Annotated in this window: 16 protein-coding genes; 12 read left to right on the top strand and 4 right to left on the bottom strand. The window is 67.0% G+C overall.

The genetic code is table 11. The annotated features are described in order from the left end of the window. Positions 1 to 430 precede the first annotated feature (430 nt). The 10 genes from KF688_14370 to KF688_14325 all read left to right on the top strand — a co-directional run bounded on the left by KF688_14370 (position 431) and on the right by KF688_14325 (position 18,376). Positions 431 to 2,290: a hypothetical protein gene (locus tag KF688_14370; GenBank protein MBX3426861.1), complete on the top strand. Its 1,860-nt coding sequence runs from the start codon at positions 431 to 433 to the stop codon at positions 2,288 to 2,290. Then, positions 2,227 to 3,336 (top strand): beta-lactamase family protein, encoded by a 1,110-nt coding sequence (locus KF688_14365; GenBank protein ID MBX3426860.1) that lies wholly within the window; start codon positions 2,227 to 2,229, stop codon positions 3,334 to 3,336. The genes KF688_14370 and KF688_14365 overlap by 64 nt, the downstream gene beginning before the upstream one ends. A 288-nt stretch (positions 3,337 to 3,624) precedes the next feature. Further along, positions 3,625 to 4,170, top strand: a complete 546-nt coding sequence (locus KF688_14360; protein ID MBX3426859.1) for a sigma-70 family RNA polymerase sigma factor — start codon at positions 3,625 to 3,627, stop codon at positions 4,168 to 4,170. A gap of 54 nt (positions 4,171 to 4,224) precedes the next feature. Continuing rightward, entirely contained in the window at positions 4,225 to 5,691 is a 1,467-nt protein-coding gene (locus tag KF688_14355) for a hypothetical protein (protein ID MBX3426858.1), read from the top strand. Positions 5,692 to 5,992: 301 nt separating this feature from the next. Continuing rightward, positions 5,993 to 9,946 carry an autotransporter-associated beta strand repeat-containing protein gene (locus KF688_14350; GenBank protein ID MBX3426857.1) on the top strand — a complete coding sequence of 1,318 codons (3,954 nt, stop codon included), beginning with the start codon at positions 5,993 to 5,995 and terminating at the stop codon, positions 9,944 to 9,946. A gap of 116 nt (positions 9,947 to 10,062) precedes the next feature. Further along, positions 10,063 to 10,803 (top strand): PEP-CTERM sorting domain-containing protein, encoded by a 741-nt coding sequence (locus tag KF688_14345; protein ID MBX3426856.1) that lies wholly within the window; start codon positions 10,063 to 10,065, stop codon positions 10,801 to 10,803. 210 nt (positions 10,804 to 11,013) lie between these two features. Further along, positions 11,014 to 12,057, top strand: a complete 1,044-nt coding sequence (locus KF688_14340; GenBank protein MBX3426855.1) for a DUF1559 domain-containing protein — start codon at positions 11,014 to 11,016, stop codon at positions 12,055 to 12,057. Positions 12,058 to 12,127: 70 nt separating this feature from the next. Beyond that, positions 12,128 to 12,556, top strand: coding sequence for a hypothetical protein (locus tag KF688_14335; GenBank protein MBX3426854.1), 429 nt, complete (start codon positions 12,128 to 12,130; stop codon positions 12,554 to 12,556). 144 nt (positions 12,557 to 12,700) lie between these two features. Continuing rightward, positions 12,701 to 16,015, top strand: a complete 3,315-nt coding sequence (locus KF688_14330) for a BNR-4 repeat-containing protein (protein MBX3426853.1) — start codon at positions 12,701 to 12,703, stop codon at positions 16,013 to 16,015. A 174-nt stretch (positions 16,016 to 16,189) separates the two neighbouring features. Continuing rightward, the gene (locus KF688_14325) at positions 16,190 to 18,376 is read left to right on the top strand and encodes a rhamnosidase (protein MBX3426852.1); all 2,187 of its coding nucleotides are present in this window, start codon (positions 16,190 to 16,192) and stop codon (positions 18,374 to 18,376) included. Positions 18,377 to 18,393: 17 nt separating this feature from the next. Here the strand turns inward: KF688_14325 and KF688_14320 are convergent, their stop codons facing one another. The 4 genes from KF688_14320 to KF688_14305 all read right to left on the bottom strand — a co-directional run bounded on the left by KF688_14320 (position 18,394) and on the right by KF688_14305 (position 23,457). Beyond that, positions 18,394 to 19,608 carry a carbohydrate kinase family protein gene (locus tag KF688_14320; GenBank protein ID MBX3426851.1) on the bottom strand — a complete coding sequence of 405 codons (1,215 nt, stop codon included), beginning with the start codon at positions 19,606 to 19,608 and terminating at the stop codon, positions 18,394 to 18,396. Positions 19,609 to 19,627: 19 nt separating this feature from the next. Next, complete coding sequence (locus KF688_14315) at positions 19,628 to 20,725, bottom strand: TIM barrel protein (protein MBX3426850.1); 1,098 nt, start codon at positions 20,723 to 20,725, stop codon at positions 19,628 to 19,630. Between the two features lie 257 nt (positions 20,726 to 20,982). After that, on the bottom strand, positions 20,983 to 22,245 hold the full coding sequence (locus KF688_14310; protein ID MBX3426849.1) for a Gfo/Idh/MocA family oxidoreductase: 1,263 nt from the start codon (positions 22,243 to 22,245) through the stop codon (positions 20,983 to 20,985). A 30-nt stretch (positions 22,246 to 22,275) separates the two neighbouring features. Next, the gene (locus KF688_14305; protein ID MBX3426848.1) at positions 22,276 to 23,457 is read right to left on the bottom strand and encodes a DNA-binding transcriptional regulator; all 1,182 of its coding nucleotides are present in this window, start codon (positions 23,455 to 23,457) and stop codon (positions 22,276 to 22,278) included. A gap of 412 nt (positions 23,458 to 23,869) precedes the next feature. On the opposite strand from KF688_14305, the gene KF688_14300 reads away from it, so the two are divergent. Together KF688_14300 and KF688_14295 are read left to right on the top strand one after the other, a co-directional pair. Next, the gene (locus KF688_14300; GenBank protein ID MBX3426847.1) at positions 23,870 to 25,039 is read left to right on the top strand and encodes a hypothetical protein; all 1,170 of its coding nucleotides are present in this window, start codon (positions 23,870 to 23,872) and stop codon (positions 25,037 to 25,039) included. Positions 25,040 to 25,133: 94 nt separating this feature from the next. Beyond that, positions 25,134 to 25,907 carry a PEP-CTERM sorting domain-containing protein gene (locus tag KF688_14295; GenBank protein ID MBX3426846.1) on the top strand — a complete coding sequence of 258 codons (774 nt, stop codon included), beginning with the start codon at positions 25,134 to 25,136 and terminating at the stop codon, positions 25,905 to 25,907. Positions 25,908 to 25,981 lie beyond the last annotated feature (74 nt).

The following is a 25,981-nucleotide window of genomic DNA, read 5'->3' as shown; positions in this document are numbered from 1 at the left end:
CGGGGACCTCGCACGCCAGCCGACCGCAGAGCTTCGCAGACGCGGCGCGCCGACCCGTCGACCGCGCATCGCTCGTGCTGACGTCACTTCCGCCACCGCGGCAATACGCTCCAGACGACCGATTCGTCCGAACGTTGGGATCCCAACTTTTTGAATCACGCGGAGAGAGACCAGCGGTCAAGAACACCCCCTAGGCCGGAGGCCCGCGGCCTCCGCTCGTCGCCGCCAACTTGTTGCCACGTTCGACCCGATCAGGCTAGACTGGAGGTTCGCCTGCCGCGCACCCCCCCGCGCGGCGTCCCTCCTTGTTCGCCGTGGTTTCCGGACGACCGCGGCGGCGCCCTGCGCCGGGGTCTTGGACCCGGCGTCTCGCCTTGCTTGGTGTCGGCTGATGATGCGTCGCTTATTGCGATCTTTGGTTTTGTTCGTCGTGGCCGGGGCCCTCGGTGCGCCGTCGGCTCGCGCGATTTACTGGAACAACGACCCCGCGCGGGGCGTCGCCTCGGCCGACGGTCTGACCGATCGGCCCGACTGGTTCGTCAACACGCACGTCATCCAGAACCAATCGAACGGCTCCCGCGGCACGGCGACGCTGCTCAACTCGGAGTGGGCGATCACCGTCCGGCACGTCGTGCAGAACGGCGGCAATTACAGCCAGATCGCCGCCGCCGACCAGATCTATCTCAACGTCGGCGGAATTCGCTACTACGCCGATCAGGTCCTCACTCCCGACGGCAGTTCGGAGATGGCGCTCGTGCGGCTGCGCGGGGGAGTCAACGGAGCGCTCGACGCCACGGGGACCGTCAACACGAGCTTCAACGAAACCGGCCGCTACGTCCATGTCGGGGGGTACGGCTACTGGGGGATCATCAGCACCAGCAACGTCGCGGGAACCGCCAACGGGTCGGCGTCGTTCCACCGGGCGTACAACATTCCCTACGTCACGGGCGGCCAGTTGCGGATCATCGCCGACGGCGAATCGTCGCTCGCGACGAACAATCTGCTCGAGGGTATCGCCGGCCCCGGCGACAGCGGCGGGCCGATGTGGGGTTACTACGGCAGCGGCGCCCCCGACGCTTCCAGTTCCTTGAGCGACTGGCGGCTGGTCGGTCTCACCGCAACCAGCACCGCCGGCACGGGGGGCGCCTCCTGGGGAGGGTTTTCCAACCATACCCGCGTCGCGTCGTTTTCCAGTTGGATCAACAACACGATCGCCAACGCCCCGGCCCCCGCTCCCGCGACGACCGGACCTTGGACGCAGGTCGTCGGCACAGGGCTGTACGACACGGGGGGCGCCAAGTTCAGCGTCACCGGCTCGACGTCGTCCGCGGTGACGCAAGCGGCCTTCGGGCCGGACGGCGCCGGGTATGCGCTCGACGCCGTCGGCGACAAGCTGACGATGACGGCCGTGCTCGACACGCCGTTGACGATGGCCTCGACGCAGTTCCGCTACGGCATGTTCGACGACGCGGGGGGAACGATCCCCGGCAACGTCCCCGGGGGGACCCCGTGGCACGGGTACCTCGTCGGAAACGCGGTCGAGAGTTCGCCCCAAGGCCCGCTGGAGAAAGGCCCCAACGGGGGCGGAGTCGGACAGTGGTGGTCGATCGTCAGCCCCAACTCGGGCGTGGCGCTCCTCAGCCGCGGAGGCTCCGCGACCGGGACCTATGACGACGCCGCGGGCAACCAGAACATGCCCGCCGGCCGCTACGCGCTGACGCTCGGCTACACGAGGGTCGATTCGGGGCTGCAGATCGATTGGTCGACCGTCTCGGTCGACGCCGCGGGCGTTCCGAACGGCGTCTACTCGCACCTGGGGACGGTCGTCGACCCGACCCCTGCGGCCAGCAACTGGAACTTCAACCAGTTGGGCTTCTTTCTCGCCGGCGGCTCGTTCACGGGGACGATCGTCATGGACGAGATCAACGTCCAATTCGACGCGGCGCCGCCGTCGCCCGCCGACTTCGACGCCGACGGCGTCGTCGACGGCGCCGACTTGGCGATTTGGCAGACCAACTACGGCGCCGAGGGGGCGTCGCAGTCCGTCGGGGACGCCACGGGCGACGGTTTGGTCGACGGCGCCGACTTCCTCGCTTGGCAACGTCTCGCCGCGCCGGGCGCCGCCGGGCCGAACCTCGCCGCAGTCCCCGAGCCGACCGCCGCGGCGCTCGTCGTGCTGGCCCTCGCGGGGTTTCTTTCTCGCGTCGGCCCGCGTACGCTGGCGCGATGCACCGAGCCCGCGGAATCCTCATCGAGCGGTTCGTCCGATTGCGGCGCATTGTCCGCTTGATCGCGCTGACGTTCGCGACGTTCCTGGCGGCCTCCGTTGCGGCGGCCGACGAGGCCCGCCTTGCCGCGAAGGTCGAATCGCTCCTTCCTCCCCACGTCGGCGCCGCGGTGACGGCGATCGACGACGGCGCCGTCGTGTTTCAACGCGCTTGGGGCCGGCGGCGGTGCGATGCGGCCGACCTCTGCACGCCGACGACGAACTTTCGCTTGGCGTCGGTCTCGAAGCACTTCACAGCGACCGCCGTCTTGCGGTTGGTCGATCAAGGCCAGGTGCGACTCGACGACACGCTTGACGAGTACTTCTCCGAGCATCCCGACTTCTGGCGCCGGATCACGGTGCATCACTTGCTGACCCACACGTCGGGGCTTCCCGATTACGAGGGCCTGATCCCCGCGGGGACGACGCTGCAACTGACGGATCTCAACGTGCTGGCGATCCTTCGCGCGGCGCGCGAGCCGCTGTTCGAGCCGGGGACCAAGTTCGCCTACTCGAACTCCGGCTACGCGCTGCTCGGGTTGATTGTCGAGGCCGCGGCCCGGCAGCCCCTGCACGATTTCTTGCGAGCCGAGGTCTTCGACCCCGTCGGCATGCGGCGCTCCGTGCTCTACGTCGCGGGGATGAACGAGGTCGCCGAACGGGCGTACGGCCACGAACCGGGCGAGGCCGACGGCTGGCTCCTCGCCGACCAGAGCGTCACCAGCGCCGTCCGTGGCGACGGCGGCGTGTACAGCTCGCTCGACGACCTGGCGCGGTGGCTAGTGGCGCTTGACCAAGGAGCTCTGCTCAGCGAAGCGTCCGCCCGGGCCATGTTCGCGCCCCATGTCCGCACCGATCGGGGCGAGGATCACTACGGCTACGGCTGGTTCCTGGGCGAGCACCGCGGCCAGCGGCGCACGATGCACGCCGGCAGCACGCGGGGCTTTTCGCTGATGTTGCAGCGATTTCCCGACCGGCAAGCGGCGGTCGTCATCCTGCTGAACCGCTCCGGGATCGACGGGGGGGACGCGTCCCTCCAACGGGTCGTCGATTGCCTGCTGTTCGACTAGGGATCGCTAATTTCCCCAGCCGGAGCGCCGACGGCCCACGGCCTCCGGACCGGATTGCGGAGAGGTCCAAGCCGCGGGCGAATTGGGGGCGAATTCGAGTTTTTTTCAGAATGTCCGTAAGTTTTCCGCCAGCGCGGACATATCCCGTCCCATACCCGCTCGTTCGTAAATTACGCGAGTTCGAGCGATTTGCAGGGTTTTCTCTGCACTTGGGCCCTAAGAATTCCCCTTGTCCGAACATTTCCCCTGGGGAGCGGGCGAAACCCCGCTTCCGGGTCGATTCTGGCCATGTCCTCCGACGATCCCGTCCTTGAGTTCAGCGAGCTTCTGCAGCGCAGCCGAAGCCGCGTCTACGGGCTGATCTACGCGATCGTGCTCAACACGACCGACACGGAAGACCTGTTCCAGCAGACCGCGGCGCTCTTGTGGGAGAAGTTCGACGAGTTTCAGCCGGGCACCGACTTCGCCTCGTGGGCGCTCAAGGTGGCGCGGTACAACGCGGCGAACTTCGTGCGGAGTCGCCGCCGCGAGCGACAGCGGTTGACCTCCGCGGCGATCGACGATTTGTACAGCGCGAGCGTCGCGACCGAGGACGGCGATTCCGAAACGCGGCTCGAGGCCCTCAAGGGATGCCTTGCGAAGCTCTCGGACGCCGACCGGTCGTTGGTGTTTCGCTGCTACGGAGCGGGCTTGCCGATCAAGGAGGTCGCCCAGCAGCAGGGACGCTCGGCCAACGCGCTGTACGCGGCGCTTCATCGAATTCGCCGGAACCTGTTGGAATGCGTGAAACGAACCCTCGCCGCCGGCGATCGCCCCGCTTCGAGTTTGTCCTAACGACCTCCGCCGCCACTGCCTGCCGGCCTGCTTCCCGGGAATTGGAATTTCTCCATGGATGAACGGTTTCATCAATTGATCGCCCGAGTCGTCGAGGATTCGACCGACGAGGACGCGATGCAGGCGCTTTCGGCGCGGCTGGAAGCCAACGCCGAAGAGCGGGACTATTATCTCGACTATTGCCGACTGCACGCCGAATTGCAGTATCTGGCCTCCGCCGAAGGCGCCGAGCGCCGGGCCTTGGACGCCGTCGCCGCGCAGGCGCTTCATCCTCCGCAAACGCCGAGCCCCCACGCGGTCGAGCGCCCGGCCAAGGGCGCTCGCAAAGGGTTGTGGGGGTTTTTCGCCCTCGCGGCCAGCGTTGCCGTGCTGCTCGGCTGGACGCGCATCGGGGGCGAGCAAGCCGCTCAATTCGGACTGCGCAAGCCGACGATCGTCGCCAGCCTGGTTTCGACGCAGCACGCCGTCTGGCTGGGGGCGGCGTTCGAACCGGGGGACCAGTTGCGCGTCAACGCCCGGCTGCGGCTGAAGTCGGGGCTCTTGAAGATGAGCACCCCCGACGGCGCCGAACTGCTGGTCGAGGGCCCCTGCGATCTGTTGTTCAAATCGACCGATTGCGTCGAGCTGCGCGAGGGAAAACTCTCGGCGCGGACCGCCGATTGGGCCACGCAATTCTCCGTCGAGACCAAGTCGCTGAACGTCGTCGACCTGGGGCAGCAGTTCGCCGTGTCGGTCGACGCCGGGGGAAACGCCGAGGCCCACGCCCTCGACGGCGGTTTGCGGATCGAGCCGCTTGCCGCCGTCGACGTCTCGCGAACCAGCTTCTTGCTGGGCGAGGGGCAAGCCGTCCGGGTCGATCCCGTGGCGATGAAGACCACCCGGCTGCCGGCCGACAAAGACCAGTTCGTGCTCCGCTTCGGCGATTTCCGTCCTTACCGGCCGCTGGTGATCCACAACTCGGGTCGCGGCTTGCGCGTGGGGGACGAGGATCCGTTCTGGCGGATCATCGGCGGGGCCGAGGGCGCCGGCTATCAGGGGCCGCAGTACGCGGTCGTTTGCGAACCGGACGAACGGTACTTGTCGAATCACCCGCTGGTTTCGCAGTGGATGTCGGTCGCCAAGGATCTTCGCCCAGGCTGTCTGCCGAACGCTTCGTACACCTTTCAGACGGAGTTTGATCTGTCAGGGTACGACCTGTCGACGGTGCGGATCCTGGCCGACGTATTAGCGGACAACGGCGTCGCCGAAGTGCGGATCAACGGCGCTCCGGTCGATTTGGACCCGTGGCGCGACAACGAATTCCTGCAAGAGTTTCATCGCTTTCGTCGGGCCGAGATCGCCAGCGGTTTCGTCCCCGGGAAGAACGTGATCGAGATCGACGTGTGGAACGGCATATACCAGACCGATCCCAACAACATGAAGGCGGCCGAGCCGACTCCCAATCCCATGGCGATTCGCGTGGAGTGGCAGGCGTTCGGCGTCCCCTTGTCCGTTGAACCCGATCGCGACGACGTGATCTGAGCAGCCAGGTTCGTCGCCATGCGACGAGCTTGCGGGGCAGCTGCTCAGGTCGTCCACGGCATGCAAAGCCGCCGACGGCGAAACAGGGAGCGTGCGCGCTCTCCTCGCTGAAGGTTCGCTCTTCGCAGTTGCGGCATGCCGTGCGCTGATTCCTTGGCTCGTTTTTCGTTTCGTAATTACAGTGAAGTTAGCGGCGTCGACGTGCGAGGCCCGGGGGCAGGGGCGCTCGCGCGCGGGGCAATCGGCGCCGCCTCGGTTCTCCCGACTCCTCCCCTTCGTGCGACTTTTAAGGATGCATCCTGTGAACGCAACCCGGAACTTGCTGCGTTTGTTCGCATTGACCGCTTCGTTGACGATGGCGGCGCGCGTCGAGGCTCAAACCACGCTCTATACAGATTCGTTCGGCGGCGGGGCTGTGCCGCTCAACGGCGTGCTCGTCCAAGGCGGCACGTTGCAGACCGGCTCGATCGCGTGGTCGGCCAACTCCGCGTTTCTGGCCAACGGCACGATCAGTCTCGCCGACGAAGGCTCGGCGATCCTGCCGTTCACGCCGCAGGTGAACGCCACCTACACGCTGACCATGGACGTCAACAACCCGTCGACCCAGTGGATTGCGCTGGGTTTCAAGGGGACGCCGCTGACCAGTCCCGGGACCAACTTTACGAACGACCGCTTCGCCAACGGCAACGGTTACGCCTGGATGCTGTATCGCGATCACGCCACGGACCCGACGCAGGACATTCAACTGTTCGGCGGCGCCAACACGGCCAACCCGATCGCCGACAACGACGTGACGTTCAACAACGCGGCGACGAATCAACTGAAGATCGTGCTCGATACGACCGGCGCGGGAACCAGCTTTACGGCCGACTTCTTTCTGAACGGCGTCTCGGTCACCTCGACCGGGCTGCCGGTGACGATCGCACAGCCGATCACGGCGATCAACTACGTCGGCCTGTCGTACGACAACACGGCTCTCGTTCCGGTGACGTTCGACAACTTCCTGCTGACCGAGTTGATTACCGGCCCGGTGGTGAACCAGTGGAACGTCAACGGCGGGGGCGTGTTCGGCACGGCCGGGAACTGGACGATGGGGGCCCCGCTCGCGGGCTCGACCGTGCAGTTCGGCAGCGTGCTGACCGCCCCCAACTCGCCGGCGACGGTCACGCTCAATGCCCCGGCGTCGTTGGCCGAGGTCCAGTTCAGCAACGCGGGGGCAAGTTACAACTTGGCCGGACCCTCGACGCTCACGCTCACCGGCGCCCGCACGATCAACGGCATCGCGGGGACGCATGAAATCTCGGCGGTGATCGCCGGGACGGCCGGGCTCGTCAAGGCGGGCGGCGGCAACGTCTATCTCAGCGCCAACAACACCTACACCGGGACGACCGACGTGCAGGGAGGAACGCTGCGACTGCGCACCGTCGGCGCCGTCGACGGCGACGTCACCGTACAGTCCGGCGCGGCCCTGTACTTCTCGGGCGATGCGGCCGCGAGCGGGGCGGGCTACAACGGCGCGTTCGCCAACTCGATCTCGGGCGCCGGCGACGTGCAACTTGACTCGACGCTGACCACCGAAACCGTCACGTTCGCCACCGCCAAGACCTACGCGGGCGTCACGACCGTCGCGGGAGGGACGCTCGCCCTCAGCGGCGCCGGCACGCTGGGCGCCTCGGACGGCACGGCCGCTTCGCGGACCGTGGTGACGGGCAACGAAACGACCGGCAAGATCGCCCTCAGCGGCGGCATCGCCGTCGGCAACGAGGTTCTCGTGCTGAACGCCCGCGAGCTCGCGGCGCTGAACGCGCCCCACCTGACCAGCGCCGGCGCCAACAGTTGGGCCGGCAACATCAAGGGAGACGTGGGCGGATCGAACTACAACATCGTCTCGACCTCGGGGACGTTGACCCTGGCCGGGACGATGTCGGCGCCCGATGCCGGAGTGCGCAACTTCGTGTTCGACGGGGCCGGCAACGTGAACATCCCCGTCGGCGCTAAGATCGTCGATCTGGCCACCGGCGACAACGGGGTCCCGACCCCGGGGCCGGTCAACGCCAACAACAACGTCAACGTGATCAAGCGCGGCTCCGGCACGCTGACCATTCGCACCGGCACCAACAGCAACGACGACTTCTGGCTTGGCACGACGACGGTCGAGGCGGGCACGCTGGAGGTGATTTCCGACGGCGCCAACAACGGCGAACTGAAGAGCGGCACGATCGCCGTTCGGGCGGGCGCGGTGCTCGACGTCGATCACTTCGGGTCGTACGACCTGCAGATCGGCCAGACGCTCACTGGCGCCGGCACGGTGTTGGCCACCGGCAAGACCGTGGCGATCTACTCCGACAACGTCCTCACCCCCGGCGACAACGGTGTCGGCACGCTGTCGATCGTCGGCGCCGCGTCGCTGACCAACGTCGGCCCCGGCGGGGCGCTCAACTACGAGCTTGGCAACACGACCGCGGTCGGGGGGACCGAGAACGACCTGGTCTCGATCAGCGGCGCCCTGACCACCAGCGGCGCCTCGCCTATGGCGGTCAACGTGCGGGCCGTCGAGGGGACGCTCGCCACGGGCAATTACCGGCTGATCTCGCACGCCGGCGGCGCCACCGACGCCAGCGGTTTCACCCCGCAGGTGTTCGACAACCTGGGCGCCGTGCTCAACCCGCGGCAGACGCTGTCGACCAGCGGGGCCACGGCCGGGCAGGTCAATCTGGTCGTCTCGGGGAGCGCGGGAGCGCTCACCTGGAACGGCACGGCCGGCAATCAAACCTGGGACGTCAACGTCAGCTCGAACTGGACCGGGGGACCGCAGTTCCGCGATCTCGATCAAACGACCTTCGGCGCCGGCGGCGTGAAGAACGTCACGGTCAACACGCGGGTCACCCCCGGCTCGACGACGTTCAGCGGCGGCGTCGGCAGCACCTACACGCTGACCGGCACGGGCGGGATCACCGGCTACGGCGCCGTGAACGTCAACAACGGCACGGTCAAGCTGTTCAACACGGGCAACAATTACGCCGGCTCGACCACCGTGGCCGGCGGCGCCCGATTGGAAGCGGCCACCATGACCAGCGGCAACATGGTCGTCAACGGCACGCTGGCTGTGAAAAACAATCTGGCGGTCAGCTTCGTCGACGACTTCTCGACGAACCTGTCCGCGTACACCAGCACGCGCATCCTCGACGCCAACGGCGGCGGGAGCAATACCTATACGTGGGAAATCAACAACGGGGCCGTGCGGATCAACACGACCGCGTACGACGGCATCGAGCAGACCGCGCTGACTCGCACCGATCACACGCTGGGGATCGGCCAGGAACTGCGGGCCGCGTACGAACCGAATCATCTCGACACGCAAGACATCGGCTTGTACGTCGGCGCCGGACATCCGACTGCGGACGTGCGGGCCAACTACGTGGCGATGTACGTTCGCAACAACGGGCAGGTTTTCACCCGCGGCTTCAACGGCACGACCGAGTTCGGCCTGGCCGGGGGCGCCACGCCGGCCGACATTGATTCGATCTTCATCACCCGGACTTCGGCCGATACGTTCCAGGCCGGTTACTACGAGAACGGCGCTCGCGTCGTGTTGGCCACGCGCGTGATCGAGAACGGCAACGCGGCGGGCATCGGCAACTCGATCGGGCTCTACAGCGACGTCCGCGGGGTCGGCCTCCGCGGCAGTCTGGACAACCTGTCGATCTCCAGCGGCAGCGCCAGCCACGTGACGACCGTCGCCGGGGATCTGTCGGTCGCGGCGACGGGGACGCTCGAGTTCGATCTGTCGAGTTTGGGTTACACCTCGCTCGACGTCACTGGCGCGGCGACGTTCGCCTCGGGGGCGACCGTCGCGGTGAACCTGCTCGACGGCTTTATGCCGGCCGAAGGATCGATCTTTTCGCTCGTCGATGCGACGGGGGGAATCACCGCGTCGAGCCTCAACTTCAACCTGCCGGCGCTGGCCGGCGGGTTGGCGTGGGACACCTCGGCGTTCGTCGCCAGCGGCGACGTGAGCGTCGTCGCCAGCGGCTTGGCCGGGGACTTCAACGACAGCGGGTTCGTCGACGGGAGCGACTTCCTCGCTTGGCAGCGGAACAACGGGGTCGGCAATCTGGCCGACTGGCAGGCGAACTACGGCGCCGGCAACCCGAGCACGCCGAACCTCGGGGCCGTTCCCGAGCCGGCTTCGCTGTTGTTGGCTGCCCTGTGCCTGGGCGGACTGCTCGCGAGCGCCCGTCGCGGCAAGCAATGAGTTGCAGGATGCGAAGGACGAACACGACAGAGACTTGGCCATCTTTGGGGCGGCACGACACGTAGCGTTTTTTTTCTCGGTTTGACTTCTCTTGGTTTTTTTTGGAGGTGGAACTCATGAAGTTCACAACGCGATTGACATCTTTGGCTGCGGCCCTCGCGGGTGCGGTCCTCGGCGCCTCGGCGTCGCTGGCCGGTCCCATCGGGCTGATCGACGATTTCAGCGGGACGCTGGCCCCGTACACGGCGACGCGGATTCTCAAGGCGACTCCCGCCGCGAGCGACAACGTCGGCCAGTGGCAGATCACCGGCGGTTCGTTGGAGTTCAGCACGACGACCTACAACGCAATCGAGCAGTACGCGCTGACTCGCACTGACGCAACGCTGCAAGTCGGCGAAGAGTTGCGGGCCGATTACCTTGGCGGAAACAACGGTTCGCAGGACATCGGGCTGTACGTCGGCGCCGGACACCCGACCCCGGACGTTCGCGCAGATTACGTAAACATTTACGTGCGGAACAACGGACAGCTCTTCTCCCGCGGTTTCAACGGGACGACTGAATTGTCGCTGGCCGGCGGCGGCTCGCCTGCGGTCGACACGCTGTTCATCAAGCGAACGGCAGCCGACGCGTTCGAGTTGGGTTACTACGAGGCAGGCGTCCGTAACGTCCTGTCGACCCGCTCGGCGTTGAGCAACGCCAACATCGGCAACGCCATCGGGTTTTACGCCGACATTCGGGCGGCCGGCGTCCGCGGGAACATGGACAACCTGCGGATCGTTCCCGAGCCGGCGACGGTCGTGCTGGCCGGCGTCGCCCTGATGGGCCTCGTCGCCGCGCGGCGGCGGCGGACGGCCTAACGAGGTTGGTTGCCGTCGCTTGAGTTTTTGAGCGTCGACGACCCGAAGATCATTGCCAGGCCGTCTCGCGGGCGACTCGTGCGTCCGCGAGACGCGTCCTGGATTTGCGTCGCTTGCCGCGGGCGGGCCGACGACGAAGGATAACGACGGGGGCTCTCCACTGACACCGCCGGGCGTCGTCCCGCGGAACCACGGAAGATGCGAGATATGATGATCAAAACGATCGGAAGGCAAGCGGCGCGCCCCGCGGCGCGGGGATTCACCCTCGTGGAACTGTTGGTGGTCATCGCGATCATCGGCGTGTTGGTGGCGCTGCTCTTGCCGGCCGTGCAGGCGGCGCGCGAAGCGGCTCGCCGGATGCAGTGCGGCAACAACCTGCGGCAGATCGCGCTTGGGCTGTTGAACTACGAATCGCAGCGAAAAGTGTTTCCTGCCGCCCGGCGCGGCAACGACGGCAGCGCCGCGAGCGTCACGTGCCCCAACGGCGACGGCTTCACGCTGTCGAGCGACCGCAGCGGGGCGAGCGCGCTGGCGCTCATCCTGCCGAACCTGGAGCAGCAGTCGCTCTACGATCTCTTGCACGTAAAGGACGTTGAAATCTGGAGCCCGGCCGTCGGCTGGCATACGCGCTATCCCGAGATCGCCACGGCGCTCGCCCAGCGTCCCCCCGTGTTCGAGTGCCCGAGCGACACGTCGCTCGGCCAGTTCGCCCAGTGGGCCCACGAGGTCCCGGTCGGCCAGTTCAACGTGGCGCCCAGCAGTTACGCCACGGTCTTCGGAACGAATCGTCCTGACAGTCCGCTGGCGGAGATCAAATTCTGCGGCGACGGCATGTTCGTGTATGAGCGGAAGTTCCGCGTCTCCGAGGTCGAAGACGGCCTGAGCAAGACGATCGTCGTCGGCGAAGTTCGCGAATCGCATCTGGTCGTCGACGGCAACGCGATCAACTCGAACATCTGGTCGAACGGCAACCGGATGCAGTCGAACATGCGCACCACCGCAACCCCGCTCAACACCGTCCCCGGCGAGAACGGCGGGGCCGGGGTCGTCACCCAGACCGGGGCTCGATCGAACGGCGGGTTCTCGAGTTTCCACGTCGGCGGCGGACAGTTCGCTTACGGCGACGGCCACGTCGAGTTCCTCACCGATTCGATCGATCTGGCGACCTACACGGCCTTGGCCGCCCGCTCCGACGGCGATCGCGGCAACGCCTACGGCGGCAGCACCGGCAACACGGGCGGATCGGGCCGCTGACGAAACGCTCCCGCCGCTTGCGAAAACGACGGGCAAGTTTCAGCACCATTCCTTGCGAGGCGAACTGACCATGACACGGATTGGATCGTCGATTCGCGCCGCGGCCGCGCTGGCGCTCCTCGGGACTGTCGGCTGCGGCGACGGGCTGCCGCAGCGCGTCCCCGTTTCCGGTCAGGTGCTCATCGACGGGGTCCCGCTCACCCAAGGCTCGATCATGGTCGTGCCCGAGGGGGATCGGCCGGCCGGAGGAACCATCGGCCCCGACGGGCGGTTCAGGCTGTCCTCCTATGCGCGCAACGACGGCGTCGTCCCCGGCACGCACAAGGTGGCGATCCAGGCGACCGAGCATCTGAGCGAGCGCGACACCCGCTGGCTGGCCCCCAAGAAGTACGGCAACCCCAATGCGTCGGGATTGACGATCACCGTGACGGAACCCCGCGACGACGTCGTCATTGAAATCACTTGGGAAGGGAAGAAGCCCTTCGTCGAGCGGATGTGACCGCTCGCTCGGACGGCGCCGCCGCGAGAGGCCGACGGCGCGGAGTTCCGGGGCGTCCGCGACGCTTCGATCGCATCGACGGCTCGGACTTGCGACAAATCTACGACAGAGAATCTACGACAGAGAAGAGACGGAACACCGCCGATGTTGCATCGTTTGAGGCTGCTCGCTTGCCGATTGATTTTGCCGGGACTGCTGCTCGCAGCGACCATGGCTGCGCCGTGCGCGGCCCAACTGACGCTCGTCGACGATTTCGTGCTTGACCCGGCGGCCCTGCTGATGCCGGCCGGCGCCACCTACGGTCGGGCGATCAACGGCGTTTCGTTCCAGCAGGAACCGCTGATGACCTACGGCGGCTTTCAATACGCCGCGTGGTATCACCTGGGGCCGACGGACGAGAACGTCTATCTGGCCCGCCGCGACCTGAGCGGCGGCGCTTGGGAAGTGATGGACACGGGCAAGACGTTCATCAACGGCGACGCCCCTGACTGGAACGCCCACAACGTGATCTCGATGGGGATTTCCGGCGACGGCAAGATCCACTTAGCGTGGGATCACCATGGCCACACCCTGCGATACATGACCACCGGCGCCGGCGCCGCGACGGGGGCGACCTGGGATTCGAGCATCTTCGGCGCCGAGCGCAACTCGCTCAACGCGGGCGGGTCGACGATCTCGGCCGTCACCTATCCGCGGTTCGTCACGGACCCGAACACCGGGACGATGAACCTGGAGTACCGCATCGGCAGCAGCGGCAACGGCAGTTCGTTCCTGGCTGCGTACGACCCCGGCACGGGACTGTGGAACTCGCCGCGACGGTACATCGACGGCACGGTCTCGATTTTCTACGACGACCCGTATGGGCCCAGCTCGAACAATCGCAACGCCTATCTCAACGGGATCGACGTCGATTCGTCGGGCCGGATGCACGTGACCTGGACGTGGCGCGAGCAAGCCACGGGCTCGTCGAATCACGACATCATGTACGCCTACAGCGACGACGGCGGCCAGAACTGGCATAACAACGCCGGCGCGACGATCGCCACCCCGACGACCGACATCACCTCCGCGTCGCCGGGGATCGTCGTCGTGCCGATGGATCGCGGCAACACGCTGATGAATCAGCAAACGCAGGCGGTCGACAACGACGGCCGGGTCCACGTGGTCATGTGGCACAAGACGGACGAGGCGCCTCCCGTCACGGGGTTCACGACGAACAACACGGCGTATTACCATTACTACCGCCATCCGACCACCGGCGACTGGACCCGCACCCAACTGCCGACCTCGCGGGCCGTGGGACTGCGGCCCGACATGGCGTACGACGAGCACGGCAACATTTACGTCGCGTACGTGACGCCGACGACCGGGTCGCCGAACAATTACTACACCAACGGCGACCTGATCATCGCCGCAGCGTCGAAGGCGGCCGGGTACGAGGATTGGGAGATCGTCTTCACCGACACGCGCGGTTGGGTGACCGAACCCTTGATCGACCAGCAGCGGCTGTTGACCGGGGGCAAGGTCTCGGTCTTCGTTCAGGAGAACAGCCCGCTCACCTCGGCCACGGGGACGCCGCTGCACGTGCTGGAATTCAACAAGCTGGCGAACCTGGTGGTCTGGGCCGGCGACCATGACGCGACCTGGCACGACGGCCCGGGATTGAACTGGGACAACGACAACGACGACGTGGGCGACGCCGAGTTCGCCGACGGGTATCGCGTGCTGTTCGACGACGGCGCCGCGTTCGCCGCGGTCAACATACTGCACCCGGTCGCCCCGGCGTCGACGACGTTCCGCAATTCAGCGGCCAAACCGTACGCGATCACCGGCGCCGGGATCAGCGGGGGCGGCGGGCTCGCGGTCCTCGGGGGGGGCGTCGTCGCTTTCGCCAACGGGGTGAACGACTATGCGGGCGACACGAGGATCGAAGACGGGGCGCTCCATCTCGTCGGCTCGGCGAGCATCGCCGCGTCGCCGACGATTGCGGTCGCGGCCGGCGCCGTGCTCGACGCCTCGACGACCAATTCCGGAGGGATGACGCTCGCCGGCCAGACGCTCGCGATCGACGGCTCCGTGTTCGGCTCGGTCGTCGCGACGAACGGATCGACGGTCAATCTCAACTCGCAGACGGCCGTCGGCGGCAATCTGTCGGTGGAGTCGGGGTCGACGGCCGACGGCGCGGGGCGCGTGCTCGGCAACCTTGCGACGGTCGGAGGCGCCGTGCAGATTGGCGGTTCCGGCATGCCCGCGGTCATGGAATCGAGCGTGACGCTCGTCGACGACTTCGCCAGCAGCAGTTTGACGTCTTATACGAGGACGACCGTCAACGATTCCAACACCTCGACGAACGTCACGTTCTCGGCTGCGGGGGGGAGCCTGTCTGCAGCAAAGACGGGCACGTCGACCTACGAGCAAGTGCTGCTGCTGCGGGACGACGTGTCGCTGGCGATCGGCGAAACGTTGCGTGTCGACCTCGCCATGGCGACGACCTCGCAGCAAATGGACTTTGGACTCGCGGTGAGCGCGACGGCGACGCCGACCGCCAGCACGCCCGCAACCCCCGACACGCGCACCACGTTCGAGTGGGCGTCGATCTCGATCCGCCCCAACGGCGACAACATCCGCGTCAATCGTTCGGTGAACGGGTCGATCGACACCGCGGGGGATGCGCTCAGCGGCGTCGCCGAGACGAACGTCACGGGGCTGTACGTCACGAGGAATTCGGCGACGCAATTCACCTTGGGGTACGTCGACGCGGCGTTGGTCGACAACCAGCGGTCGGTCGTCAATTTCACCGACAGCAACGCCGGGTCCGCGTTGGGATTCTACGTCGATTTGCGTTCCGTCGCGTCGCTTGGTTCGTTCGACAACCTGCGCATCGAAGGGCTTGACGCCCCGGCGTACTTCGGCGAGTCGCTGACAATCGACGGCGATGCGACGTTCGGCGCCGGGTCGCTGTTGTTGTTCGACGCGTACAGCCCGCAGGCGCACGATCAACTGGTCGTCGGCGGGCATCTGCATTTGGGCGGCACGCTGGCGATGACTTTGGAGGTCGACGCCCCGACGCCGCAGCTTGGCGACGCGTTCCGGTTGTTCGAGTTCGCCACGGCCGGCGGCGCGTTCGAGGCGTACCAATTGCCGACGCTCGACGCCGGGTTGGCGTGGAAGGTCTCCGACTTGGCCGTCAGCGGGGAACTGTCGGTCGTCGCCAATCTCGATCTCGACGGCAGCGGCCTGATCGACGGGGGCGATTTCCTCGCCCTGCAGCGACAGAACGCCGCCGGCATCGCCCCGTGGCAGGCGCAGTACGGCGACGCGGTCGTCGCCTCGGCCGGCGCCGCGGCCGCGGCCGTTCCCGAACCCGGGACGGGGCTGTTGGCCGTGCTGGGGATGGCGTTGGGGCTTCGAATGCGAATTGTCGCACCCTCCGGAGCGCGAGGCCCGGCGAGCCTGTGATGCTCCGGCTCCACGGAGTTTCATGTTCTCGGTATGATCAGTCGGGCAGATGGAGCAGAACACGCTAACGGCCGCGGGAACCCCCCGGCCGGGTCATACGACATGCACAACGGACCGTCGCCGATGATTGAACGACGGCATTCCTCGCACGGACATGCGACCCTGGGCAGCAGCATGACTTCTTTGTTCCTCGCACCCGGTTGCACCGCTTGGCTGATCGTCGCGACGGCCGTCGCGGCGTCGCCTGCGGCAGGAAGCGTTCCCGCGCCTGCGGGCCTGTCGTGCGAACTGCTGCAACGTCCGCACGAGGCGGAAATCTTCGACCCGCGGCCGGAGTTTTCGTGGGAGTGCGGCGTCGGCGAGCGGGTCTGCCGACAGGCCGCGTACCAGATTGTCGTCAGGCGCGTCCCTGCGGACGGTTCGGCGCCGACGGTCGTGTGGGACTCGCAGCGCGTCGCAGGCGACCAGTCGATCAACGTCGAGTACGCCGGCGAGCCGCTCGTCGCCGAGGCCGCGTATTCCTGGCAGGCGCGCATCTGGAACGAGGCGGGAACCGCGAGCGACTGGTCGCCGCCGCAGGAGTTCCGCATGGCGCGACGGCTGAGCGAGCGCCGGACGGCGCTCTACCCGCTGGAGAAAATCTCTCAGGCGCCGACCGTCGTCGAGTCGCGCGGCCCTGGGAGCTACTTCGTCGATTTCGGCCGGGCCGCGTTCGGCTACGCTCGACTGCGACTGCCGGCCAGCGACGAGGCGCGAACGATCGAGGCGCGGTTCGGCGAGAAACTGAGGAGCGGCCGCATCGATCGCAATCCGGGGGGCTCGATCCGATACTATGCGACCACAATCCTCGTCCCCGCGGGGACGACCGAGTTGACGCTCCGCCCGCCGCGCGATCGCCGCAATACGACCGGCGCCGCGATCCGGCTGCCGGCGTCGGTCGGCGTCGTGGCGCCGTTTCGGTATTTGGAGCTCGACGAGGCCCCGGCCGGGCTCGCGGCGGACGCCTTCGCGCGGATTGCCGTGCAGTACCCGTTCGACGACGCAGCCGCCCGCTTTACGAGTTCCGACGCCGACCTGAACGCCGTCTGGGACCTGTGCAAATACTCGATCCGAGCGACGACGTTCTGCGGCGTGTACGTCGACGGCGATCGCGAGCGGATTCCCTACGAAGCCGACGCGTACATCAACCAGTTGTGCCACTACGGCGTCGACCGCGAGTTCGCGCTGGCCCGGCACTCGCACGAGTACCTGCTGGCGAACCCCACGTGGCCGACCGAGTGGAAACAGCACTCGATTCTGATGGCGTGGGCCGATTACTTGCACACGGGCGACGTCGAGTCGCTGCGCAACCACTACGACGTGCTGCGACGCGAGAAGCTGCTCGAAGCCGCGGAGACGTCGAGCGGACTGCTCGACACGTCCGGAGACGACTACCGCGACATCGTCGACTGGCCTGAGACCGAGCGCGACGGGTACGACATGGCGCCGATCAACACGGTGGTCAACGCGTTTCACTATGCGACGCTCGACCGGATGGCGCGGATCGCCGCGGCGACGGGGCACGACGCCGACGCCGAACGGTTCGCCCGCAAGGCCCGCGCGCTGCACGCCCGGTTCAACGCGGCGTTGTGGAGCGACTCGGCCCAGCGATACGTCGACGGGCTGGGATCGCGGCACGCGTCGTTGCACGCCAGCTTGTTCCCGTTGGCGTTCGGGTTGGTTCCCCCCGAACGCCGCGCTTCCGTCGTGGAGTACGTCAAATCACGGCAGATGGCGTGCAGCGTGTACCCCGCGCAGTTCTTGCTGGAGGCCCTGTACGAGCACGACGAGGCGGACCATGCCCTGGAATTGATGACCACGCATGCGCGCCGCGGTTGGATCAACATGATCCGCAGCGGATCGACGATCACGCTGGAGGCGTGGGACAGGATCTACAAGCCGAATCTCGACTGGAATCACGCCTGGGGCGCGGCGCCGGCCAATCTCATTCCGTTCTATCTCGTCGGCGTGCGGCCGCTTGAGCCGGGGTTCGGTTCGATCCTCGTGCAGCCCCGCCCGGGAAAGCTCGAGTGGTTCGAATCGCGCGTCCCATCGATCCGCGGGCCGATCGACGTCGCGTACAAACGATCCGCGACGGCCGTGCAGCTTGAGGTGGTCGTCCCCGGCAACGTCGCGGCGACCGTGGCCGTGCCGCTGACCGAAGGGGCGGCGCCGAGCGTCGTCGATCTTGACGGAGAGGCGACGCCGGTGCGGCTCGAGGGTCGACATGCGTGGCTTGACGGCGTCGGCCCGGGGCGCCACGTGATCGTCCTCCCGCTCAAAGCCGCGGTGACGCAAGCCACCCCGACCGACGCGCGGTAGAACGCCGCCTCGTTCGCCTACGCCGCGCCGTCGTGCGGGCCGATGCAGAGTCCGGTTGCGGGGTCGTCGCGCCAGCCGGGCCGAGGGAGCCGCGGCGTGCGACGGCGCCAACCGGCGGCGATTCGCGCCGCCACGGTCTCCCAGGGGGGGATGTTGCTGGTCGCATCGGCGCTCTGCACGCAGAAGGCGCCGACCCCGGCGGCGGTCGTCAGGGCCGCGACTGGCGCTTGGCCGTGAACAAGCGCGGCCAGAAGTCCGGCGATGGTGCAGTCGCCCGCGCCGGTGGCGCCGACGACCTCGACCTCGAAGCAAGGAGCGAGGAGTCGTCGATGGCTCCAGTCGGCCAGCGGCAGCCGTCGGCCGAGGAGGCGATCGTTCCAACGTTGCGGGCCGGCGTGGGTGCGGAGGAAGAATCCTTCGTCGCCGAGCTTGATTCCCGCGGCCCCGGCGCCGAGGGCGAGCAGCTCCTCGGCGATTTCGTCGACCAGCGCCATCCCGGCCGCGGCGACGAGTCGGTCCGGTTCGACGGCGACCAGCCGGTCGTACTGGTCGGGCCGCAGCATCAGCAGGATTTCGTCGAAGCTGGGGACGAACAGATCGACCGCGGGAAGCACGGTTGCCAGCCAGGGGCGCCAATCGAGCCGCCCGGCCGGACTGTTGCGATCGGGGAGCGCCATGTCGAGCGACGTGAGCGTCCCCGCAGCTTGGGCGCGGCGGAAGAGTCGCGCGAGTCCCGCGCCGCCGTCGGCGTAGATTGTTCGCATGAGCGGGGGATAGCCGAAGTGAAGCGCCCCGCAGGCGCCCCGTGCGGCCAGATCGACGTCGTCCGCGGCCAGCTCGTCGTTGGCGCCGGGATGGTGGAGGAAGCAACGATCGACCCCCGGCGGGTTGAGCACGACCGTGTACGAGGTCGACGCACGGGGATCGACGAGCATCGCCCCGGCGAGTCCGGGCCGAGCCTCCTCGAGCAAATGCAGGATGGCCTGCCCCAGCACGTCGCGCCCGACCTTCGCCGTAAGCGAGGTTCGCATTCCCAGCCGTGCCAGCGCGAGTCCCGCGTTGGCGACGGCGCCCCCCAGCGAGGCGGTCGCAGGTCCGACGAGGGTCAGCCGTCCCGGGGCCGCGAGTTCGCGCATGGCGCCGGCGTCGCCCTTGGCGTCGAGATCGATGCGCGGGATGAGGTCGAGGCAGAGATGGCCCGCGACGGCGACGTCGACGTCAAGTTCGTTCAACTGCGGCTCCTGTGGTCGCTCACGACGCGTGCTGTATGGCCGCGGGGGAGACAAGCCGCTCCAGCGGCGCGTCGGTCGCGACCCCCAGCAGGTGCCGCAGCGCGTAGGCCTCGAGCGCCTCGTAATCGCGGGCGGCGATCAGTTCGGCCTCGAGCTGCCGGTCGGCCGAGCGGACCTTGTCGACCAAGTGCAGAAACAGCGCGCGGCTGTTGGCCAGATGCGCCGTCGACAGCGCCTGGGGCTGGGTTCGCATCGCCTTGACGTCGAGTCCGACAAACTCCCCCCGGCGACCGTAGCCGTTGTCCTCGAGCACGCGCACTTGGTTGTACGCCGAGCGGAGATTCGCCGAGCCGAACGACTTGTCCTGGTCGAACTTCAGCCCGTTCTGGTCGTTGAGATGGACGCTCGCCAGTTTGTCGTGGGCCAGCGCGAAGGCCATTTCGTCCGAGGGGTCGAGCCCCGCAAGCACGGCGTGGGCCGTTTCGATGAGCCCGCTCACCCGCGCGGGGTCGGCCGATTGGTACGCCAGCGCGATTGCGTGGCCGATCGTCGGCACGTAAGCGTGGTCCATCGGCTCGTTGGGCTTCGGCTCGATCCACACCTGAACCTCGGGATCGTATTCCAGCACGAGGTTGATCGCCTCGAGGATCCGCGCGTACGCCGTCCGGGCGTTCTTCGATTCGCGGACGTACGACCCTTCGCGAGCGAGCCACAGCACAATGTTGCGTGTCTGCACCTCGCGGGCGACGTCGATCGACCGGATCGTGCGATCCAGGGCATATTGCCGCTCGGAGGGGCTGTTGGAGGTGTACCCGCCGTCGATGGTGCGGGGGTCGAACCACAGCCGCGGGGCGACGAACTCGGCGACGAGACCGCGATCGGTCAGGGCCTGATTCACCTCGCGGGCTCGCTTCATGATCTGCAGGTGCTCAAGCTCGTCGATTCCTTCGACGACGTCGTCGTCGTGGAACTGCACTCCCTCGAACCCCAACGGGCGGTACCAATCGAGCTTCTCTTCAAGCGCGTAAGGGGTGCGGACCGCGGGGCCGAACGGGTCGGCGCCCTCGCTGACGTTCCACGGACCGAAGGAAAAGCGGTAGCGGACAGGATCGCTCACGGGTCGAATTCCTCGAATGGGTCGGGGCCCCCAGGGGCCATGCAGCGCGGCACGATGTGATCCGCAGGCGCTCGTGCTTTGTCCTATGACTCGACAACGAGCGGCGGACGCAGTCCCCGATGACGTTCGATCGAGGCCTGGACGGCAATCGCCGGCGGCTAGCGCCGTCCGCTCATGATTGCGGGACAGTGCTCAGCCTTGGGCGAACTGCGACGGGTTCTTCAATTCATCACGCGTCCGGGGTTGGCGGGCATGTTTCAACTCAGGAACGAACGCTCGTCGAACGTGTTCACCACGGCGTCGTACTGAGCGTCGGCGCCGGCGACGGTGAACGCGATCGCATTGTGGCCGATCTCGCCGGTGCACGCGGGCTGGGTGCGGGTGCGGACGCAGTGGTTGAAGATGCGCATCTCGTGGCCGTAGCTGTAGGTCCGCAGTCCCCCGCCGGCGCGGTCGGCTTCGGCCGCCTGCAGGTCGGCGGCCGAGGACGCGACCCCCGCGATCTCGCAATCGCCGAGCCGCTCGATCGGGATCCGCGTCGCTTTGCGATCGCGGTCGTAGTGAACGATCTCCTGCTCGGCGGTCACGCGGAGCGAACCCTCGCTCCCCAGCAGCAGCTCGCCGTAGCTCCAGCCGTAGTTGAATCCTTGATGGAAGTCTTGCGAGAAGCGGACAATCGTGTCGTTTTCAAACAGGTACTCGGCGGTGCAGATGTCGTGCGTTTCGCGTTCGTCGTGATAGCGGATGGCGCCCATCCCCGCGACGCGCTTCGCCTTAAGCCCTCCCAGCAGCCACGTGGCCGCGTCCATCTGGTGGGTGCCGTTCTCGGTAATCAGCCCGTGGCCGTACCGGCGATAGAGCCGCCAGTTGATCAGGTGATTGAGCGTCGGGAAGCCCCATTTGCTGAAGTCCATGTCGAGCTCGGGGAGCTCGAACTTCCAATCGCTCCAGCGGTCCCAGAAGGCGTCGATCCGCAACACCTCGCCGATGATCCCTTCCTGCTGGACGAGCCGTTCGGCGAGGTAGTACAGCGGGTTGCTGCGGCGCTGTTGGCCGATTTGCAGAATCCGCTGGCGTGTGTCGCGCGCGGCGATCATTTGCCGGGCCTCGTCGGCGGAGAAGGCCATCGGCTTCTCGCAGAAGACGTCGAGCCCCGCGTTCATCGCGGCGATCGAGGCCTCGGCGTGGGTGTGCTCCGGCAGGGCCACGAGCGCGGCTTGCAGGTCGCGCTCCTGAGCGAACATCTCGTTCCAATCCGTGTAGACCCGTGCGTCGGGCGCCATCTGCTTCGCCTCGGCGGCGCGCAGGGGGTTGATTTCGCAGATCGCCGTCAGTTTGGCGCCGGGGGTCTTCAGCAGCCAGCTCGTGTCCCAGCGGCCTTGCCCGCCGGCGCCGACGAGCGCGAAGTGGAGGTTCTCGCTCGGGGGATTCGTGGGCGCGGCGGCGCGAGCCTGGGTCGCCGCAGCCGCGGCGCCGACGACGGCCGTGTGGAGAAAATCGCGACGGTCGAGCGGAGACATGGGAGACTCGGGGTGATTGGAGACGGGTGACTAGCTTGGCGCGGATTGGCCGCGTTGGGATTCTTTGCGGAGCTCGCCGGGGGTCTTGCCGAGCGAGCGACGCATCATGGCGGAGAAGTACTGCACGGAGGAGACGCCGACGCGCTTGACGACCTCCTTGATCGGGATGTTCGTGGTGGTCAGCAGCCGACGAGCCGCATCGACCTGCACGCGGCGGATCTCGGCGTGGATCGACCGGCCGAGCACGTCGCGGAAGCGGGCTTCAAGCGTCGAGCGGGACATTTGCGCCGCGGTCAGCACGTCGTGCACGGCGATCGGTTCGCAGGCCCGGCGGCGGATGAAGCGGAGCGCCTCGGCGACGTCGGGGTCGTTGATCGCCAGCACGTCGGTCGACTGCCGGGTGACGATCCTCGCGGGGGGGACCGTCAGGCTTTTTCGCGGCGGTTTCTTGCCGGACATCATTTGATCGAGCAGCGACGCCGCTTCGAACCCGATGCGGCGCGCCCCTTGTTCAATGCTCGTCAGTCGGGGTTGAGTCAGTTCGCACATGACGTCGTCGTTGTCGACCCCCACGATCGCCACGTCCTCGGGGACGCGGAGCCCCGCGGCGCAGCAGGCTTGCATCACGTGGCGAGCGCGGGCGTCGTTGCAGGCCATCAGTCCCAGCGGGGTCGCCAGCGACTCCAGCCACCGTTGCAATTGGGTCTGCGACTCGCGCCACCGGCGCGACGGCGAGTGCCGGCCGTTGTACACGTCGCATTCGCAGCCGGCCGCTTCGATCGCCGACACGAAGGCCTCGGCCCGTTCGCGGGCCCAGCCGTTGGCTCGATTGGGAGGTTCGCCGCAGAACGCGAAGCGGCGCAGCCCCATGTCGAACAAGTGGTTGGCGGCCAATTCGGCGATGGCTCGGTTGTCGGTCCTCACATAGGGGATGTCGGGATCGCCGGGATAGTAACCGTAGCCGCCGCCGACGCCGACGATCGGCGCGCTGGTGCGACGGACCGCGGTGGCGATGCGGCGGTCGTCGAAGTTCGCGATGATGCCGTCGCCCCCCCACGCTTTGAGATCGGGCAAGCGGGCGACGGGATCCTCCTCGACGTACAACGACCAGTGACGGTGCTGTTCCTCAACGAACGCCGCGACCCCGCGGACGATGTGCCGATCGTACGGCCGGCCGGGATCGACGATCAGAGCGACTTCGCGACGATGCATGATGAGAAAAGTCCCGCCTGGTTCTCCCCACTAATAACGCCGCGGGGAGGGGACGAGAATGGAGGTCGGAAGATTTCGTACAAACTTTACACAATATCTTAATCCGCTTCGGTTATCCTGAGTAGACGCGACGGCGCTCGCCTTGCCTTGCTTGTCTGCTTCTCACGCGAGCGCCGCCCGAGGACGTTGTCGTCGGCCGCGGACGCGACGACGCCGTTTGCCGCGCTTGTCCGGCAGCGGGTCGATGCGCGATTCGGTTCGACAGCGGGGATTGACGTTCCCGAGGCGCGCAGGACGTTGTTCGCCGAGGACGCCGCTTGCGAAGCGCCGTCCTCCGGCGAGGTCGACCTACGGCGCTCGACGACCATGTCATGCAACGGCCCAAGCGATGCACCAGCGACGAGGAGGCGAGATGATCGACTTGTCAGGCGGCGGCGAATCGGGACGGAAGCGATCGCGGCGTAAAAGTACTAGGTCGTGGCGGACCTGCGTGCGAGCGGCGGCGCTCGTCGCGACGTTTGCGGCGACCTCGGCTCGCGGGGCGATCACGACGACCAGCGTCCGCGGCGAGATCTACTCGGATCTCGACGCGATGATCTCGACGACCGACGCGATCCAGGGCCTGATCGCCACGGAACTGTCGAGCGATCAGGGGTGGCATCCTGCGAACCCCGCGGAGGGCAACTCGTTGCATCCCAACGGGCTGCCGACGTTCACTGACGGCGTCGGGGGCTTCGCCTCGCTCGCCGGGCTGCTGAACGACTTCCCCGGGGTCGGCGCTCCTGCCAAGGCGATTCAGTACGATCTGGCCGCGCCGACCAACATCGGGTCGATTCAGATTCTGACGGGCAATCGCTCGAACGCGGACGGGCGCATCTTCTCGACGTTCGTGATCCGGTATTCGACGAACAACGGCACCACGTTCCAACCGCTGGGGGGGCTGGTGCGAACGTTCGAGGGGGCGGAGGTCCCGAACTCCTTCGGCTATTATCAGTCCGATCCGTCGGGGGTGATCAACAACGAGTCGGGCATCCCCGGCACGACCGAGGACCAAGCCAACCTCGTGACGGTGTTCGACGACGCCGCGCCGACCTTGGTCGCGGGGGTGACGAACTTGCAGTTCGATTTCTACTCGGTCGACAACACGCTGGGGGAGATGCGCGATCCGTTCGACGGAGTGAATCCCTTCACCGGGTTCGACGACGGGCTGACCGCCGCGTTCGTGTCGCCGTTGGTGTGGGAGATCGACGTGATCCCGTCGACCGCCGCGCCGGTGAACGCCGACTTCAACGACGACGGACTGGTCGACGGTCGCGACTACCTCGTTTGGCAGCGCAGCTATCCGGTCAACGACGGGACGGCGCTCCCCATGGACGGCGATGCCAACGACGACGGCAACGTCGACGCTGAGGACCTCGCCGCGTGGCAGACGCAATACGGAACCGGCAGCGCGCCGGCGTCGACTGCCGTCGCGGCCGTGCCCGAGCCGGCCGCCGTCGGATTGGCATTGTGCGCCGCGGCGACGCTGGCTGGGCGATGGGGAAGGCGCCGCCGTCAAGGAAGGCGCCGGCTGGTCGATTGAGGAGGGTCGCGCGGCTTGCGCGCGACGGAGTCTTGTCTTGCTTGTCGTGTCTTTGATCTTCGTCTCTGGTCGCTTTGAAAAAGAGGAACGTCTCATGAGAACGCTGCTTGCCCTCGGACTTGTCTCGCTGTTGGCCGCGCCGGCGTCGGCCGCGGTCACCTCCTCGACCCTGCACGGTCCCGAAGCGACGAGCCTCAACGGGCTGATCGCCGTCGGGGACGCGATCTCGGGATTGATCGGCACGGAACTGCCCGGCGATACGGGCTGGCACCCGGCGAACACGAATCCTGCCGATCAGTTGCCGGCGTTCACCGACGACGCCGGGATCTTGGGGAGCGGTTTGACGGGATTGATGAACGATTTCCCCGCCGCCGGCGCCCCCGCGAAGATCGTGCAGTACGATCTGGCCGCCGCGACCGACGTCCGAGCGATTCAGATCCTCACCGGCACCAACGGCAAGGACGGTCGGGCGTTTTCGACCACGGCGATTCGCTACTCGACCGACAACGGCAGCAGCTTTCATCATTTGGGATATTTCGAGTCGGATCCGCTGGGAACAGTCAACGCTGGGCAATGGGGTTCGACGCTGGTGCAGATTTACGACGACGGGGGGGCCCCGCTCGTGGCCGGCGCCACGAACTTCATTTTCAGCTTGTACGCCGTCGACAACACGGGGGGGCAGTACCGCGACCCGTTCGACGGGGTGAATCCCTTCACGGGGGTCGACGACGGGCTGACCGCGGCGTTCGTCTCGCCGCTGGTGCTCGAAATTGACGTGATTGCGGTTCCGGAGCCGGCCAGTTGGGCCCTGGCAGGGCTCGTCCTGGCGGCGGCGGGACTTGCCCGCCGGGTTCGGATGTCGGCCTAACGACGACCTATACTGGTACTGGAAGAAGCGACGACCGTCGCGCCGGCAGCTCTCCCCCGCGCCCGGGGGGCTGT

The sequence above is a fragment of the Pirellulales bacterium genome, assembly GCA_019636345.1.
Taxonomy (GTDB): Bacteria; Planctomycetota; Planctomycetia; order Pirellulales; family Lacipirellulaceae.
Note: the sequence above shows the minus strand (reverse complement) of the source record. Positions and strands in the feature narration are given on the sequence as shown.